Origin of the sequence: Geothrix alkalitolerans (genome assembly GCF_022808885.1) — a bacterium.
Classification (GTDB): domain Bacteria; phylum Acidobacteriota; class Holophagae; order Holophagales; family Holophagaceae; genus Geothrix; species Geothrix alkalitolerans.
On record NZ_JAKZLE010000002.1, the window covers coordinates 38,687 to 54,428 of the forward strand.

Consider the following 15,742-nt stretch of genomic DNA (forward strand, 5'->3'; position numbering starts at 1 on the left):
CCATGAACCGGTTCCGGTCCCTGCCATCCCTGGCCCTTCTTCTGGCGGTCGTGCCGGTGCTGGCTGCCCCGCCGTCCAAGGCCGCGCAGGCCCGGAAGGACTCGCCCCTGGTGGACATGCCCCTCCGGAACCTGGGGCCGGCGGTCACGTCGGGACGGGTGTCGGACATCGCCGTCGATCCCCACAGGCCGGACACCTGGTATGTGGCCGTGGCCTCCGGCGGGGTCTGGAAGACCGTGAACGCCGGCGCCACCTGGACGCCCCTCTTCGACAAAGAAGGTTCTTTCTCCATCGGGTGCGTGACCGTGGATCCCCATGACCCGACCACGGTGTGGGTGGGCACCGGCGAGAACAACTCCCAGCGCTCGGTGGCCTACGGCGATGGCGTATACCGCAGCCTCGACGGCGGGAAGCACTGGGAGAACATGGGGCTCAAGACCAGCGAGCACATCGCCAAGATCCTCGTGGATCCGCGCAACAGCCAGGTGGTCTTCGTGGCTGCACAGGGGCCCCTCTGGAACGACGGCGGGGATCGCGGGCTCTTCAAGACCACCGATGGCGGGAAGACCTGGAAGGCCGTGCTGACGGTCGACGCGCACACGGGCGTCACCGACGTGGTGATGGACCCGCGGCATCCCGACGTCCTCTATGCGGCCACCTACCAGCGGCGGCGCCACGTCTGGGGCATGATCGACGGCGGACCGGGCAGCGGCATCCACAAGAGCCTGGATGGCGGGCAGACCTGGACCCGGATCAAGGATGGCCTGCCCAAGGAGGATATGGGCCGCATCGGCCTGGCGGTTCCCGAAGGCGAGCCGGACACGGTCTACGCCACCATCGAAGCCGCCAACAAGGCCGGCGGCTTCTTCCGGAGCACGGACGGAGGCCGCACCTGGGAGCGCCGCAACGAACAGGTCTCCGGCAGCGCCCAGTACTACCAGGAACTCTTCTGCGATCCGAAGGATCCCCAGCGCGTCTATTCCATGGACACCTGGATGCAGGTGACCGAGGACGGCGGCAAGACCTGGCGCCGCGTGGGTGAGAAGCACAAGCACGTGGACAACCACGCACTGTGGATCGACCCCGCGAACAGCGAGCACCTGCTCGCCGGATGCGATGGAGGCCTGTACGAGAGCCGGGACCGGGGCGCCACCTGGGTCTTCACCGCCAACCTGCCGATCATCCAGTACTACCGGGTGGCCGTCGACAACGCGAAGCCCTTCTACACCATCTATGGCGGCACCCAGGACAATTTCTCCATGGGCGGCCCCAGCCGCACACGGAACCTGCACGGCTCCACCAATCAGGACTGGTTCGTGACCCAGGGCGGAGATGGCTTCTACAGCCAGGTGGATCCGGACGATCCGAACACCGTGTACTCTGAAAGCCAGTACGGCGGCCTGGCCCGCTTCGATCGCCGCACGGGCGAGCGGGTGGAGCTCCAGCCCCAGCCCGCGCCCGGCGAGGAGCCCTTCCGCTGGAACTGGGACGCGCCGCTGCTGATCAGTCCCCACAGCGGGAAGCGGCTCTACTTCGCCGCCCAAAAGCTCTTCCGCAGCGACGATCGGGGCGACAACTGGACCGCCGTGAGCCCGGACCTGACACGGAAGATCGACCGCAGCCGCCTCAAGATCATGGACAAGGTGTGGGGCGTGGACGCCGTGGCCCGCAACACCTCCACCAGCTTCTTCGGCAACATCGTGGCCCTGGCGGAGAGTCCCCGGGCCGAGGGCCTGCTCTATGTGGGCACCGACGATGGCCTGCTCCAGGTCAGTGAGGACGGCGGCAAGGCCTGGCGCAAGACGGACCGGTTTCCCGGCGTGCCCGACCTGACCTACGTGTCCTGCCTGTCGGCGAGCCCCCATCAGGCCGACACGGTGTACGCGGCCTTCGACAACCACAAGACGGGCGACTTCCGACCCTACCTGCTGCGTTCCCGCGACCGCGGGCGCACCTGGGAATCCATCGCCGCCGGGTTGCCGGAGCGCGGCAGCGTCTACACCGTGCGCGAGGATCCCGCCCGGGAGGGGCTGCTCTACTGCGGCACGGAGTTCGGCCTCTTCTTCAGCCTCGACGCCGGCAAGTCCTGGTCGAAGTTCTCCAAGCTGCCGAACATCGCCGTGAAGGACCTGGCCATCCAGGCGCGGGAGGGTGATCTGGTGGTGGCCACGTTCGGGCGTGGCTTCTTCATCCTCGATGACCTGACCGCACTGCGCGAGGCCAAGCCGGAGGACTTCGTGGCCGAAGCGCACCTCTACGGCCTGAGGTCGGCCCAGGCTTACATCCCCGCTGTCCCATTCGGCGGGCCGGGGAAATCCTTCCAGGGCGACTCGCTTTTCCTCTCGCCCAATCCGCCCTTCGGCGCCGTCTTCACCTACCACGTGAAGGAAGAGCCGAAGGCCCTGAAGAACCAGCGCCACGAGAAGGAGAAGGAGGCCGCCAAGGCCGGCCAGGATCCCGCCATTCCAGCCTGGGACGCGCTCCGCGCCGAGGACCGGGAGATCCCGCCCGCGGTGGTGCTGACCATCGCCGCGGGCGACGGGCAGATCGTCCGGCGCCTTGCCGCGAAGCCCGAGAAGGGCCTTCACCGCATGGCGTGGGACCTCCGCCTCCAGGACCCGTCCCCCATCCGCCTCAAGGCCGCGGGCGACCGGGATCCTTGGGACTACGGTGATCGTGGCGCCCTGGCGGCGCCCGGGCGATACCAGGCCACCCTCTCCTTCCAGGTGGATGGCGTGCTGAAGCCCGTGGCGGGTCCCGTCGCGTTCGACGTGAAACCCCTCGACGCGGACCGCCTCACCGCAGCCCAGTGGACTGAGTACAGCGCCTTCTGTGCCCGCATGGGCGAGGCCCAGCGCCGGGCCATGGGCGCCTCCGAGCGGCTGGGTGAGGTGCAGACCCGCCTCGATTTCGTCCGCAAGGCGCTGCTGGAGACGCCTGCCGCCGATGCGACGCGTCTGGAGCAGGCGAGGAAGCTCCATGGGGAGCTGAAGGACCTGCGCACCCTCCTCAGCGGAGACGCCACCGTGGCCAGGTACCAGGAGCCCACGGCCCCGGGCATCGTGGGTCGCATCAGCGACGTGACCGGCAGCGTGTGGGCCACCACCCAGCTGCCCACCGGCACCCAGCGCCAGAACCTGGCCTGGGCCGAGGATGCCTTGAAGGCGTTCCAGAGCCGGTTCGACACGGCGCAGGTGGCGCTCAAGTCCCTGGAAGAAACCCTGGATGCCGCCAAGGCCCCATACACCCCCGGCCGCGCCCTCCGCTGAAGCTTTTCCCTTCCGCGCGCCGGTCACGGCGCGCGCCTTCAGCGCCATCGGGCGGGGCAGTATGTTCTGATAGAACCATGACAGAGCCCACCCCCTGCCTCGAGGCCGTGAACCTCCAGAAGCGATATGGCGACCGCACCGTGGTGCGGGACGTGAGCCTCTGCGTGGGCATGGGCGAGGTGGTGGGGCTGCTGGGGCCGAACGGCGCGGGCAAGACGACGACCTTCTACATGGTGGTGGGCGTGGAGGCCCCGGACCGCGGAGACATCCGGTGGCTGAGGCAGGATGTGACCGCGTTGCCCATGCACCGGCGGGCGCGGCTGGGCATCGGCTACCTGGCTCAGGAATCCAGCGTGTTCCGGGGTTTGACGGTGTGGGAAAATCTCATGGCGCTGGCGGAATTGCAGCCCATCCCGAAGGCGGAGCAGAAGGACCGCTGCGAGCGGCTGCTGGCCGATTTTCACCTGGGCAAGGTGCGCGACACGCTGGGCATGAGCCTCTCCGGCGGCGAGCGACGCCGCTGTGAGCTGGCGCGCGCCCTCGTGACCGAACCCCGGATCATGCTCCTGGACGAGCCCTTCGCCGGTGTGGATCCCAAGTCGGTACTGGAGATCCAGGGCCTCATTGATGACCTCAAGGCGCGAGGCATTGGCGTTCTCATCACGGATCACAATGTCCGCGAGACCTTGCAGATCGCCGACAGGGCCTATATCTTGGCGGACGGGATGATCATGAAACACGGCCTGCCCAGCGAGATCGCAGAGGATCCGGACATCCGCCGGGTCTACCTGGGCGACCGGTTCAGGTTGGATTGATGGTGGCGGGCCCCTACCTCTCCCAGCGGCTGGCCCAGAGCCAGACCCTCGCGCTGACACCTGCCATGCAGCTGAAGCTCAAGCTGTGGCAGATGAACCTGCAGGAACTGTCGCAGACCATCGAGCGCGAGCTCGAGGATAACCCCCTGCTGGAGCTTGCCGACGACAGCGACGAAGTGCCGACCCTCGAGGCCATCGAGGAAGGGCGGGATTCGGATGTGACGGAAGCCACCTCCGACCAGGCCGCCGAGGGCGTGGAGTTGCCCGAAGGGGTGGACACCATGGATCTGGGACCGATCCTGGATGCGGCGGGTGAGATGAATCCCGAGAGCGACCTGGAGAAGTTCACTGAGGAGGGGGTGGCCCAGGTCCAGGAGACCGAGTTGGGTGCGGAGAACAGCTGGGATCAGGATCTCCCCCGCACCAGCAACCTGCCGGAGGAGGATCGCCTCTCCTGGGAGGACCGCCTCAGCGCCAATGAATCGCTCCAGGACCACCTGGTGGGTCAGCTCTACGAAACCCTGGAGCACGAGGATCCACGCGCCGCCCTGGTGGAGCGCCTTATCGATCGCCTGGACCCCAAAGGTTTCCTGCGTCTGGATCCGGATCAGCCCTCCGTGGAGACCACGCCCGTCGCGCTGGCGGCGGACATGGGCGTCACGGAGGAAGCCCTGCGTGGAGCCCTCGATGTGCTCCAGGAATTCGATCCCTCGGGCATCGGCTGTTTCACCGTGCAGGAGAGCCTGCTGCTCCAGCTCCGTCACGCCGGCGCCGAGCCCGACGACCTGGCGGTGCGCATCATCCACGATCACTCCGCCCTTCTGGCCCAGCGGGACAGCGCCAAGCTGCGCCGCGCCCTGGGTTGCACGGACGCAGAGCTGTGCGTGGCCATGGACCAGCTCAAGCACCTCAACCCCTCGCCGGGACGGGCCTTCGACCCCGAGGGCGAACGGGTGGTGAAGCCGGACGTGGTGGTGCTCAAGGGCGAGGACGGGAACTGGAAGATCTACCTCAACGACGAGGGCCTCCCCCGCCTGCGCGTGAACGGCGATTACCAGCGGTTCCTGGCCTCCAGCGAGGCCAAGTCCGACAAGGACTTCATCCGCGAGCGCTTCCGCAGCGCGCGGGACTTCATCAGGGGCGTGGAGGATCGCAACCGCACCGTTCTGCGGGTCTCCGCGCAGATCGTGGAACTCCAGAAGGAATTCCTCGAGCACGGCATCGAGAGCCTGCGCCCCATGGTGCTGCGCGACGTGGCCGAGGCCACGGGCTTCCACGAGAGCACCATCAGCCGTGTGGTGAAGGCGAAGACCATCCACACGCCCCAGGGCCTCTACGACCTGAACTACTTCTTCTCGGCGCGTCCCAAGGATTCGGACATCTCCGCCACCGTGGTCAAACATCGCATCAAGGCGTTCGTGCAGGCCGAGGACCCTGCCAAGCCGCTGTCCGACGAGGCCATCGCCGGCCTGCTCGAGCGGGACGGCATCAAGGTGGCCCGCCGAACGGTGAACAAGTACCGTGAGGAACTCAAGATTCCTCCGGCCTCCCAGCGTCGACGTCGGTAGCGGGCCTAGGCCCCTCCTGCGCCGGTTCCACGATTCCCGGGCCACCCGGCCCCTTTCAGGAGTGTCCCATGAAGGTCCACTACACCGGCCGTCACGTGGAGCTCACCGAGCCCCTCAAGCAGTTCACCAAAGAGCGGCTGGACAAGATGGCCACCTATCTGGACGACATCATCGACGTCCATGTGATCCTGGGTGTGGAGAAGCACCGTCATGAGGCGGAGATCACCCTGAAGACCCGCGCCAACGCCTTCGTGGCCTCGGCCACGACCGCCGACATGTATGCCAGCATCACCCAGGCCATCGAGAAGCTGGATGTGCAGGCCCACAAGCATCAGGGCAAACGCAACGACCGGCCCCATGAAAGCGCCAAGGCCGGCGCCGTCGAAGAGTAGCGATTCCCGCGTTTCCGAATCAAAGGCGGTCCTCCGGGACCGCCTTTGATATCCTGGAGGTTCCGGAGTCCGCCATGCCCGATCCCACCCATCTCTACGCCCCGAAGACCACTACCGAGCCCACCCAGATCTGCGAGAAGTGCCGCAATCCCTACACGCTGGAGCACTTCCAGCACGGCATCCCCGGTCAGGAGTGCGTCTGCCGCCGGTGCCTCCAGGTCATGGGGTACCAGGTCTAGGCATGCTGAAGGCCCTCGATACCTCTGAGGCGATCCTGGAGGGCGTTCTCCAGGGCCGTCGCGTGTCCGCCGCGGAAGCCCTGGTGCTCATGGAGCAGGCGGAACTGCCCGACCTGGCCGTAGCCGCCACCGCCGCCAGGGATCGCCACAACGATCCCCGTCGCGTGAGCTACGTCATCGACCGCAACGTGAACTACACGGACGTCTGCAACGTCTACTGCACGTTCTGCGCGTTCTACCACAAGCCCGGGGACAGCCGCGGCTACGTGCTGACCAAGGAACAACTGAAACAGAAGGCCGAGGAGACCCAGGCCATCGGCGGCACCGGCTTCCTGCTGCAGGGCGGAGTGAACCCCGATCTGCCCTGGGACTACTACCTGGACCTGGTTCGCTACCTCCACCATGACCTGGGCATCTGGGTCCACGGCTTCTCGCCGGTGGAGATCCAGATGATGGCGAAGCTCAGCGGCCAGACCCTGGGCAAGACCATCGCCGACCTGCGCGAAGCCGGCCTCGGCTCCATCCCCGGCGGTGGTGCGGAGATCCTGGTGGACCGCATCCGCAAGAAGATCGCGCCGCTCAAGGGCGGCCGCGAGAAGTGGCTGGAAGTGATGGAGGCGGCCCACGAGGAGGGTGTGAAGACCACGGGCACCATGATGTTCGGCATCACGGAGACGATGGCCGAGCGCATCGAGCATCTCGAGGCCCTGCGGGACCAGCAGGACCGGGCCCTGGCGCGGAACAATGGCGGCGGCTACACCGCCTTCGCCGCCTGGCCCTTCCAGAGCGGCCACACGCCCTGGGAAGGCAAGGTGCCCAAGCCCACGGACGTGGAGTACCTCCGCACCATCGCCGTGGCGCGCATCTTCCTCGACAACTTCGCGCACATCCAGAGCAGCTGGGTCACCATGGGCCGCAAGACGGGCCAGGTCGCCCTGCACTACGGCTGCGACGACATGGGCAGCCTCATGCTCGAAGAGAACGTCGTCAGCGCGGCGGGCACCTGCTACAGCGTGAACAAGGACGAGATGACCCGCATGATCCGCGCCGCCGGCTACGAGCCCTGGCAGCGGGACAACATCTACGGCGAAATCCAGGGCTGAGCCCGCCCCCGTGATCAGTCCCGGTGGGCGGGAGCCAGGTCCTCCACGGCGTCCAGGCGCGCCACATCCATCTCGGTCATGCCGTCCGGCCCGATGAAGGCCATGGGCTTGAACCGGGCCCCCCAGCGGACCTCGTCGGCGGTGTAGGACGTCCGAGCGTAGATGGTCTGCGAGAAGGTGTCGTCGAAGGCCTTGATGAGCACGATGAATTCGGCCTTGGCACGGCGGAGGCCGGCCTCGGTCAGGCCGAACAGTGGGCTGGTCTCATCGATGGGGTGCACGACCGTCCAGCTGGAGGGGAACAGGTGGATCTTCGGACGCTCCAGGGGCAGCAGGATGAAGCGCCGGGTGGTCGAGGCCGGATCCTGGAGGGAGAGACTCAGCGTGGCCTCCACCTCGATGAGCTCGTTGCTGCGCATGTTCACGAGGCGGAACATGAAGCCGTCGAAGCCCCGATAGGGGGCCATCACGGCGAGGTTGCTGAACCGCAGGCACGCCTGGGGCCGGGAGAACCGTCCGTAGAGGAGGCCGGTAGCCAGGGCGAAGCTCAGGAGGCCCAGGAGGGATTCCAGCGCGGCGACCGCGTTGGCGAGGAACCCCTGGGGGCTGATGTGGCCGTAGCCCACCGTGGTGAGGGTCTGGGCGCTGAAGAAGAACGCGTCCTGCAGCCGCTCCCGGAACGCCATCCCCCCCTGGCGGGTGAACTGTTCCATGCCGATGCCCAGGTACATCAAGGCGAAGATCGCATTGGTGGCGAGAAAGGCCAGGAACAACAGCCCCAGGAAACGCCCCCAGCCCATGGTGATGAGATGGTGGTAGAGGTCGTAAAGGCGGAAACGTGGCAGGCCCAGGCGGCGGACGTTGAAGGAGCCGTCCTTGTTGACTCCGCGTTCACGGCCGGCCTGGAGGCCCAGGCCCAGGTCGTCATCGATGGGCGTTCGGCGGAGGTGGGAGTCCATGGTGTCCTGAAAAGAGGAAATCCCTGAGTGTAGCCTCCAGAATCAGTTCTGGGCCTCCGGGGCTTGATCTGATCCGGCCGCAGGACTCACCATGGGCAGCGGCCGTCCAGGGGCACCCCTGGATGTCCCCCAACCGATATCAGAGCGACACGGTGAATCGAGCCTTCATCAAGGATCCGGATGACGCGGGGCGCCCCGAAGTCCTCCCCGATCGGCCCCAGAGCCCCCACACGAACTATGTGACGCCCGCCGGATTGCGGCAGCTGCAGGACGTGAAGGAGGACCTGGAGGCCCGCCAGGGCTTGCTGCTGGCGGAGGGCAAGCTGGCCAACCCCCAGGAGCTGGCCATCGTCCAGCGCGACCTGCGCTACTACCAGGAGCGCCTGAACCGCGCCGTTCTGGTGACCCCCGATGGCAAGTCGAGGGACCGGGTGCACTTCGGGGCCACCGTGGAGGTTTGCGACGAAGCCGGCGTCATCACGACGTACACCCTCGTCGGCGAGGACGAAGCCGATCCCTCCCGGGGGAAGGTCAGCTGGGTCTCGCCGCTGGGCGAGGCTCTGCTGAACGCCGAATCCGGCGACGAGGTCGTGTGGCGGCGACCTGCCGGGACGATGCGGCTGGAGGTCCTCAGTGTCCGCTCGGGCGCACCGGAGTGATCTGCGCCAGGTCTTAGGGCTTTGCCTTCAACGCCCCGAGCAGCATGTCCGCCAGGGGACGGATGCGGCCGGGTTCGCTGAGGTAGGCGCCGCGGGCGGCCACGAGGCGGGCGGAGGAGCGGCCGAGGATGGCCGTCTCCACGAGACCGTGGGCCTTGAGGGTGCCGCCAGTCTGCACCAGGTCCACGATGGCGTCCGCCAGGCCCAGCAGGGGCGCCAGCTCCGCGCTGCTGCTCAGGGGCACCAGCTCGGCGGTGAGGTCCTCCCGGGCCAGCCAGGCCTCGGTGGCCTTCGGGAACTTGGTGGCCAGGCGCAGGTGGGGCTTGGCGCGCAGGTCATCCAGACTGACGCCCGCCTTTGCGCAGAGCGACAGGCGGCAGGCGCCGAAGCCCAGGTCCGCCAGCTCCAAAAGGTCCATGTCCATCTCGTCGAGGGTGTCCGAGCCCACGATGCCCAGCGAGGCGACGCCAGCCGCCACGTAGCGTGGCAGGTCCGCGCCCTTGAGCAGGAGGGCCGCCACGCCGGGGGTGGCGGTGGGGATGCGCAGGACGCGGGATTTCAGGGCCGCCGCGTCGAGGGCCAGGGGTGTGCCCGCCAGCAGGGGCACCAGCTCGTCGCCGAGCCGGCCTTTGGGGAAGGCGATGAGCAGGGTCTGGTTCATCGGGGTTCCTCGAACAGGTCGGGGCGGGTGACGGCCAGGTCGAGCAGACGCGACAGACGAACACAGAAGCCCGCGGCCTGCCAGGGCCGGCCCAAGCCCGGGAAGAGGCGGTCGTAGCGACCGCCCGCCGCCAGTTCCTGCTGGGCGCCGGGGGCCCACAGGCGCAGGGTGGGGCCCGTGTAGAAGCCGAGACCAGCCACGTCCGCCAGATCCACCCTCAGCTCGAGGTTGGGCGGGAGGATGGGCAGGAGGGCCTGGAGGGCACGGTCCATGTGGTGCATTTCCTCCTCCAGCAGGGTCGCGTAGGGGCTGGAGGCCAGGGCGCCCAGGGTTCCGGGGCCGTCGAGCTCAGAGAGCAGGGCTTCGGCGTGGGCCGTCAGCCGTGCGGCAGAAGGATGGCCGTCCAGGGCCTCCCGCACCCGGTGGGGGGCGCGACGGGAGAGGGCTGCCACCACGGCGTCTGCCAGCTCACCGAACAGGCCTTCGGCCTCCAGGGGGCGGCGCACCAGCGCCGCGTTCCCCAGGTGGAGGATGGCGCTCTTCAGGCCCAGGAGGCCAGGCACGGCCATCAGCATCCGGGCCAGCTCCACGTCGGCCTCGGCGGCGGGCTCGCCCTCGGGCTGGATGCGCTCGCAGCCCACCTCGAAACGTTCCACCGCCTCCCAAGGTTGCACGGGCCGCCGGAACACGGCGCCGGCATAGGCCACGCGGTCCGGCGGCGCGGGGAAGGTGCGGGTGAGGAGGCCCGCCAGGGCCACGGTGAAGTCCCAGCGGAGGGCCACCAGATCGTCGCCGTCGAAGAAGCGCAGGGCGCCTTCGGGCACCGTTTCGCGCAGGACGAGCGAGGGGTGCAGCTCGCGGTAGCCGTGGGCCGCGAAGTGGCCCATGAGGGCGTCTTCCCAGCGGCGGAGCCGGGCGGCGGAGTTGAAGAGCAGGTCGGGGAAGTGGGGTGTGCGGACGGCCATCAGGCAGGCCCTCCCGTGCGGTCGGCGTGGCGGCGGTGGAGCACCTCCACCACGTCCAGCAGGCTGGCGCCACGCTCCAGCAGGAGCATGTCGAGGTGGAACAGCAGGTCCGCGGCCTCGCCGAGGAACTCGCCGCGGTTGTCGTTCTTGGCGGCGATGACCACCTCGCCTGCCTCCTCCACCACCTTCTTGGCAATGCGGTCCACGCCCTGGGCGAAGAGCTTCTGGGTGTAGCTGCCGTCCACATCCGCCAGCGCCTTGCGGGAGGTCAGCAGAGCTTCGAGGCGTCCAAGCCAGGGAAGGGTGGCGGGCCAGGGCCCGGGGGCCTGGCCTCCTTCGGGAGCGGCATCGAAGCAGCTGCGGGTGCCGCGATGGCAGCTCGGGCCCTCGGGCTCCGCGAGGATGAGCAGGGCATCCGAATCGCAGTCCGGGCGGATCTGGACCACCTGGAGCCGGTTCCCGCTGCTTTCGCCCTTCACCCAGAGCGCCTGGCGGGAGCGGCTCCAGAAGGTGACGAAGCCGGTGTCGAGGGTGAGCTGGAGGGCCTCGCGGTTGAGCCAGGCCACCATGCGCACCTCGCCGGCGCGATCCTGCACGATGCCGGGGATGAGGTCTTGGGAGTCGTAGCGGAGCGTGTCGAGGTCCATGTCAGATCCGGATGGAGAGGCCCTGCTGGGTGAGGTAGGCCTTGAGGCGGGGGATGGGCAGGATGCCCTCGTGGAAGAGCGTGGCGGCCAGCACGGCGTCGGCGCCGTGCTCCAGGGCCTCCAGGAAGTGGACCTCCTGGCCGGCGCCGCCGGAGGCGATGAGAGGGATGGGCAGCTCTGAGGCCAGGTCCAGCAGCGGCAGGTCGAAGCCGTCGCCGGTGCCGTCCTGGTCCATGGAGGTGAGCAGGATCTCGCCCGCGCCGAGGTCGTTGAGCTCCCAGAGCCATTCCACGGCCGCCCGCTCCGTGGGCGCGGTGCCGCCCTTGAGGTAGACGCGCCAGCCCAGGTCGGCGTCGCGCTTGACGTCCACGGCGGCCACCACGCATTGGCTTCCGAAGGCATCCGCGAGCTCGGCCACGAGCTCCGGGCGGAGGGCGGCGGCCGTGTTCACGGCCACCTTGTCGGCGCCGGCGCGCAGCAGGCTTCGGGCGTCGTCCACGCTGGAGACGCCACCGCCCACGGTGAAGGGGATGCTCAGCTCCCGCGCCACATCGCGGACCCAGGCTTCCCGCGTGCCGCGGTTCTCCAGGGAGGCGGCGATGTCGAGGAAGACCAGCTCGTCCGCGCCCTCCTGGTCGTAGCGCCGGGCCAGCTCGACAGGATGTCCCAGGTCGCGGAGCTGCTTGAACTGGATGCCCTTCACCACGCGGCCGTTCTTCACGTCGAGGCAGGGGATGACGCGCTTGGCGGGCATCAGGCGCCTCCTTCCAGAGCGGTCCGTGTGCGGGGATCCTCCAGGGGGATGTGCCCCTCCATGAGGGCCTTGCCGCTGATGGCCCCCACCACGCCGGGCAACGCGGCCAGGGCCGGGAGGTCCGAGAGGTCCTTCACACCGCCGGAGGCCTGAACGCGGAAGCCCTCTCGGGCGACCCAGGCAGCGGCTTCGAGTCCTGGCCCCTCCAGCGTCCCGTCGCGGCTCACGTCGGTGACGAGGGCCCGGTCAAAGCCCAGGGTGAGCAGGGCCTCGAACACGTCTGTGGATTCGCAGGCACTGTCGGTCTGCCAGCCCCGGGTGACGATGCGCTGGCCCTTGAGGTCCAGGGCGGCCACGATGCGGTCGCCCGGGAGGCCCCGCAGGGCGGAGGGCTGTTCCACCGCGAGGGTGCCCACCACGGCGTCGAAGCCCAGGGCCAGCACCGCCTCGATGGCGGCCCGGTCCCGCAGGCCACCCCCCAGCTGGAAGCGCACCTGGGGGAAGCGGGCGGGGAAGCTGGTGAAGGTGCCCTGGCGGGGGCCGCCAAAGGCTCCGTCCAGGTCCACCAGGTGGATGCGGCGGGCGCCGGCCTCGATCAATTGCTCCACCCAGGCTTCGGGCGTGAAGCCGTAGAAGGTGGCCTGGCTGCGGTCGCCATGACGCAGCCGCACCAGGCGGCCCTGCATCAGGTCCATGCTCGGGATCAGCTGCATGGCGCCTCCTGAGCGGCAGCGCCCATCCAGGCGAGCGCGGCGCGGAGCAGCCTCAGGCCGTCGGGCCCGGACTTCTCGGGGTGGGGCTGGAAGCCCATCACGCGACCCCGGGCCTCCGCCGCCGTGAAGGGGCGGCCGTGCTCGGCGACGAGCAAGGTGTCGTCCGTGGGCTCCAGGGCATAGCTGTGCACGAAGTAGAGCCAGGCGCCGGAGGCGTCTGGAAGGGCCGGGTGGGGGCGGGCCTGGCGCACCTGGCACCAGCCCATGTTCGGGACTTTCACGCCGGGGCCCAGGCGCCGCACCAGGCCGGGGATCAGGCCGAGCCCTGGGATGCCGGGGGCCTCCTCGCTGCCTTCGGCCAGCAGCTGGAGGCCCAGGCAGATGCCCAGCAGGGGGCGGCCGCCGGCCACCAGGCCCGGCAGCTCGGACCACCAGCCCCGCTCCCGGAGGGAGCGCTGGGCCGCCTCAAAGTGGCCCACGCCGGGCAGCACGACGGGGCCGGACGCCGCGGCCTGATCAGGCGAGGCCGCCCGGACGTAGCTGAAGCCCAGGCGCTCCAGGGCCCCCTCGAGGGAGGCGAGGTTCCCCGCGTCGTAGTCGATGAGGGTGAGGGCGCTCATGCGGACAGGGTCCCCTTCGTGGAGGGCACCTCCGCGCCTTCGAGGCGGGTGGCCTGGTGCAGGGCTTTGGCCAGGGCCTTGAAGAGGGCCTCGACCTTGTGGTGCGTGTTCACGCCGCGGATGAGGTCCGCGTGGATGGCGAGGCCGCCGCGCATGGCCAGGGCGATGAAGAACTCACGCACCATCTCCACCTGGAAGCCGTCGCCGAGGATGATCGGCGGCAAGTCCGCGTGGAATTCGCACCAGGGCCGTCCCGAGAGGTCCACGACCACGCGGGCCAGGGCCTCGTCGAGCGGCACGTAGGCGTGGGCGAAGCGGGCCAGGCCGGCCCGATCGCCCAGGGCGGACTTCAGGGCGTCCCCCAGGCAGAGGCCCACGTCCTCCACCAGGTGATGGCTGTCCACGGGCAGGTCGCCGGTGGCCTCCACCTCGAGGCCGAAGCCGCCGTGCCTCGCCAGCTGCATCAGCATGTGGTCGAAGTAGCCCAGGCCCGTGCGGATGCGGGCCTCGCCTCCATCCAGGGAGAGGCTCAGCTTCACCTGGGTCTCGGTGGTGGCGCGGGTCAGGGTGGCAGTTCTCATGGCTTCTCCTGGGTCAGCGTGGGCAGCAGGCCGCGCAGGGTCACGGATTGGACATCTCCTGTCGCGGCAAAGCGGGCCCGGTCTGGGCCCACGGCCGCAAAGCGCCAGGCCACTTCGGGTTTCAGCTCGGCGGCGGCGCGCAGGCAGCGGGCATCATCAATGGTGTCTCCCGCGAAGACGACTTCCTCCGCCCGGTAGGCGTCCGCCAGCTGGAGCAGGCCCGCGGGCTCGGGCTTGCGCAGGTGGGGCGCGGCGTCGCAGACGGCGGGCAGCGAGAAGCCCAGCACCTTCCAGGCCAAGTCCAGCTCTTCGGGCGGCCGCCCGGTGAGCACCGCCAGCTCCCAGCCCGTGGCCTGCAGCTCGGTCAGGTCCACCAGGGGGCGCTCTAGGCGGATGGTGTCCGCATAGTGCTTCTGCACCACGACCTGCGCCGCGGGCTCCAGGGCTTCCGTCCGCGTGTCGAGCTCCGGGAAGCCGCGGCCGTCCGCCGCTTCGATCACGGGCTGGAGGTCCACGTCGCCATGCACTTCGGCCAGGGCCAGAGCACCGGCCGCGAGCCGGAAGTCGTTGTTGTAGCCCCCCAGGCGCTTGAAGGCTCGGTAGGCCCCATCGGACCAGGGCAGGGAAGGCCGCAGCTCCGCCAGGGTCCGGGCCACGGCCTCCAGGAAGCTGCGGTCGGCGTCGATGAGCACGCCGTCGATGTCCAGGACCAGCAGGCGACGGCGCGGTCGCGGCTCGGGCCTCGGCAGCGCCGCGCCCAGGACCGCGGCCACGCGGGCGGTATCCGGTTCCGTGCCGATGGTGACCCGCGCGGCACCGGTTCCGGGAAGGCGGCGCACCTTGATGCCCGCGGCCTCCAGGGCATCCGAGGGATCCGGCGTCACGTGGAGAAAGTTGCCGGCGCTGGGGGCGGCGCGGTGCGCAGGCAGGGAGGCGGCCAGGGAGGCGGAGAGGCGGTCGCGCCGCTCCGGCAGGGCCCGCACCGCGGGTTCGAAGGCCGGCGCGAAGTCCAGGGCCACGTCCAGGGCCTCCAGGCTGGCGGAGGGGATGGAGTAGGGCAGCTGCAGGGTGGCCAGCTTCGAAACCAGGGCGGGGTCGCCCAGGAGGTAGCCCAGGCGCCAGGAGGCGGAGGCCAGCGCCTTGCTGAAGGTCCGCAGCAGCACCACATTCGGATAGCGGTCCACGGCCAGGCGGTGGGTGGCCGGGGCGAACTCCGCGTAGGCCTCGTCCATCACCACCAGGGGGGGCACCGGACGAGCTGCGGCGGCGGCCAGCAGCGCTTCCAGTTCCTCTGGCGATACCCAGGCGCCCGTGGGGTTGTTGGGCAGGGTCAGCCAGATCTGGCGGCAGTCGAGCGCCTCGAACCAGGGCTCCAGCGGAAAGCCCGTGCTCTGGGGGATCTTCCGCACCTGGCCGCCGTTCCGGCGAACCAGCATGGGGTAGAGGCTGAAGCCCGGATCCGGGATGGCCACCGTGTCGCCGAAGCTCAGGCCCGCCATGGCCACGTGGTCGAGCAGGGCCCCGCTGGAGGGACCCAGGAGCAGGCCGCCCTCGGGCGCGCCCACGCGCTTCCGCAGGCGCTCGGTGAGTTCCTCCTGGCGCTCGGGGTAGAGGTTGAAAGGCATGGACTGGAGCCGCGCCAGCAGCGCTTCGCGGGCCTCGGTCGGCCAGTCGGACCCGGCCTCGTTCATGTGCAGGCGGAGGCCGGTGGGCGGCTCGGGAGGCCGCCGATAGGCGGGCAGGTCGGCGAGGTCAGGTCGGAGGAAGGACATGGGCGACTCGGGATGAGAGTAGGAG

16 protein-coding genes are annotated in these 15,742 nt (G+C 69.3%); 7 read left to right on the forward strand and 9 right to left on the reverse strand.

The window, feature by feature from the left end; genetic code table 11:
* Positions 1-2 precede the first annotated feature (2 nt).
* The 6 genes from MLJ35_RS04205 (at position 3) to MLJ35_RS04230 (ending at position 7,386) form a co-directional block, all read left to right on the forward strand.
* Positions 3-3,269, forward strand: coding sequence for a sialidase family protein (locus tag MLJ35_RS04205; RefSeq protein WP_243383165.1), 3,267 nt, complete (start codon positions 3-5; stop codon positions 3,267-3,269).
* A gap of 77 nt (positions 3,270-3,346) precedes the next feature.
* Positions 3,347-4,084 (forward strand): LPS export ABC transporter ATP-binding protein, encoded by a 738-nt coding sequence (gene lptB / locus MLJ35_RS04210; protein ID WP_243383166.1) that lies wholly within the window; start codon positions 3,347-3,349, stop codon positions 4,082-4,084.
* A gap of 2 nt (positions 4,085-4,086) precedes the next feature.
* Positions 4,087-5,652, forward strand: a complete 1,566-nt coding sequence (gene rpoN / locus MLJ35_RS04215) for an RNA polymerase factor sigma-54 (protein WP_243383167.1) — start codon at positions 4,087-4,089, stop codon at positions 5,650-5,652.
* Between the two features lie 68 nt (positions 5,653-5,720).
* On the forward strand, positions 5,721-6,044 hold the full coding sequence (gene hpf, locus MLJ35_RS04220; RefSeq protein WP_243286010.1) for a ribosome hibernation-promoting factor, HPF/YfiA family: 324 nt from the start codon (positions 5,721-5,723) through the stop codon (positions 6,042-6,044).
* A gap of 74 nt (positions 6,045-6,118) precedes the next feature.
* On the forward strand, positions 6,119-6,283 hold the full coding sequence (locus MLJ35_RS04225; protein ID WP_243286011.1) for a hypothetical protein: 165 nt from the start codon (positions 6,119-6,121) through the stop codon (positions 6,281-6,283).
* A 2-nt stretch (positions 6,284-6,285) separates the two neighbouring features.
* Positions 6,286-7,386, forward strand: a complete 1,101-nt coding sequence (locus MLJ35_RS04230) for a CofH family radical SAM protein (protein ID WP_243383168.1) — start codon at positions 6,286-6,288, stop codon at positions 7,384-7,386.
* A gap of 14 nt (positions 7,387-7,400) precedes the next feature.
* Here MLJ35_RS04230 and MLJ35_RS04235 read toward each other — a convergent pair whose 3' ends face one another.
* Positions 7,401-8,345, reverse strand: coding sequence for an ion channel (locus MLJ35_RS04235; RefSeq protein ID WP_243383169.1), 945 nt, complete (start codon positions 8,343-8,345; stop codon positions 7,401-7,403).
* 122 nt (positions 8,346-8,467) lie between these two features.
* Here MLJ35_RS04235 and MLJ35_RS04240 point away from each other — a divergent pair, with 122 nt between their 5' ends.
* On the forward strand, positions 8,468-9,004 hold the full coding sequence (locus tag MLJ35_RS04240; RefSeq protein WP_243383170.1) for a GreA/GreB family elongation factor: 537 nt from the start codon (positions 8,468-8,470) through the stop codon (positions 9,002-9,004).
* Positions 9,005-9,017: 13 nt separating this feature from the next.
* Here the strand turns inward: MLJ35_RS04240 and hisG are convergent, their stop codons facing one another.
* The 8 genes from hisG to MLJ35_RS04280 are packed head-to-tail and all read right to left on the reverse strand — an operon-like array spanning position 9,018 to position 15,717.
* The gene (gene hisG / locus MLJ35_RS04245; protein WP_243383171.1) at positions 9,018-9,665 is read right to left on the reverse strand and encodes an ATP phosphoribosyltransferase; all 648 of its coding nucleotides are present in this window, start codon (positions 9,663-9,665) and stop codon (positions 9,018-9,020) included.
* The gene (locus MLJ35_RS04250; protein ID WP_243383172.1) at positions 9,662-10,630 is read right to left on the reverse strand and encodes an ATP phosphoribosyltransferase regulatory subunit; all 969 of its coding nucleotides are present in this window, start codon (positions 10,628-10,630) and stop codon (positions 9,662-9,664) included. Before MLJ35_RS04250 ends, hisG begins: the two co-directional genes overlap by 4 nt.
* Positions 10,630-11,277 (reverse strand): bifunctional phosphoribosyl-AMP cyclohydrolase/phosphoribosyl-ATP diphosphatase HisIE, encoded by a 648-nt coding sequence (gene hisIE, locus MLJ35_RS04255; protein ID WP_243383173.1) that lies wholly within the window; start codon positions 11,275-11,277, stop codon positions 10,630-10,632. Before hisIE ends, MLJ35_RS04250 begins: the two co-directional genes overlap by 1 nt.
* Position 11,278: 1 nt before the next feature.
* A complete protein-coding gene (hisF, locus tag MLJ35_RS04260) occupies positions 11,279-12,031 on the reverse strand; it encodes an imidazole glycerol phosphate synthase subunit HisF (protein WP_243383174.1) in 753 nt (250 codons plus the stop codon).
* Positions 12,031-12,744: a 1-(5-phosphoribosyl)-5-[(5-phosphoribosylamino)methylideneamino] imidazole-4-carboxamide isomerase gene (locus MLJ35_RS04265; RefSeq protein WP_243383175.1), complete on the reverse strand. Its 714-nt coding sequence runs from the start codon at positions 12,742-12,744 to the stop codon at positions 12,031-12,033. Before MLJ35_RS04265 ends, hisF begins: the two co-directional genes overlap by 1 nt.
* Positions 12,735-13,364: an imidazole glycerol phosphate synthase subunit HisH gene (gene hisH, locus MLJ35_RS04270; RefSeq protein WP_243383176.1), complete on the reverse strand. Its 630-nt coding sequence runs from the start codon at positions 13,362-13,364 to the stop codon at positions 12,735-12,737. Before hisH ends, MLJ35_RS04265 begins: the two co-directional genes overlap by 10 nt.
* Positions 13,361-13,945: an imidazoleglycerol-phosphate dehydratase HisB gene (hisB, locus tag MLJ35_RS04275; RefSeq protein WP_243383177.1), complete on the reverse strand. Its 585-nt coding sequence runs from the start codon at positions 13,943-13,945 to the stop codon at positions 13,361-13,363. The genes hisH and hisB overlap by 4 nt, the downstream gene beginning before the upstream one ends.
* The gene (locus MLJ35_RS04280; protein WP_243383178.1) at positions 13,942-15,717 is read right to left on the reverse strand and encodes an aminotransferase class I/II-fold pyridoxal phosphate-dependent enzyme; all 1,776 of its coding nucleotides are present in this window, start codon (positions 15,715-15,717) and stop codon (positions 13,942-13,944) included. Before MLJ35_RS04280 ends, hisB begins: the two co-directional genes overlap by 4 nt.
* Between the last annotated feature and the right edge of the window lie 25 nt (positions 15,718-15,742).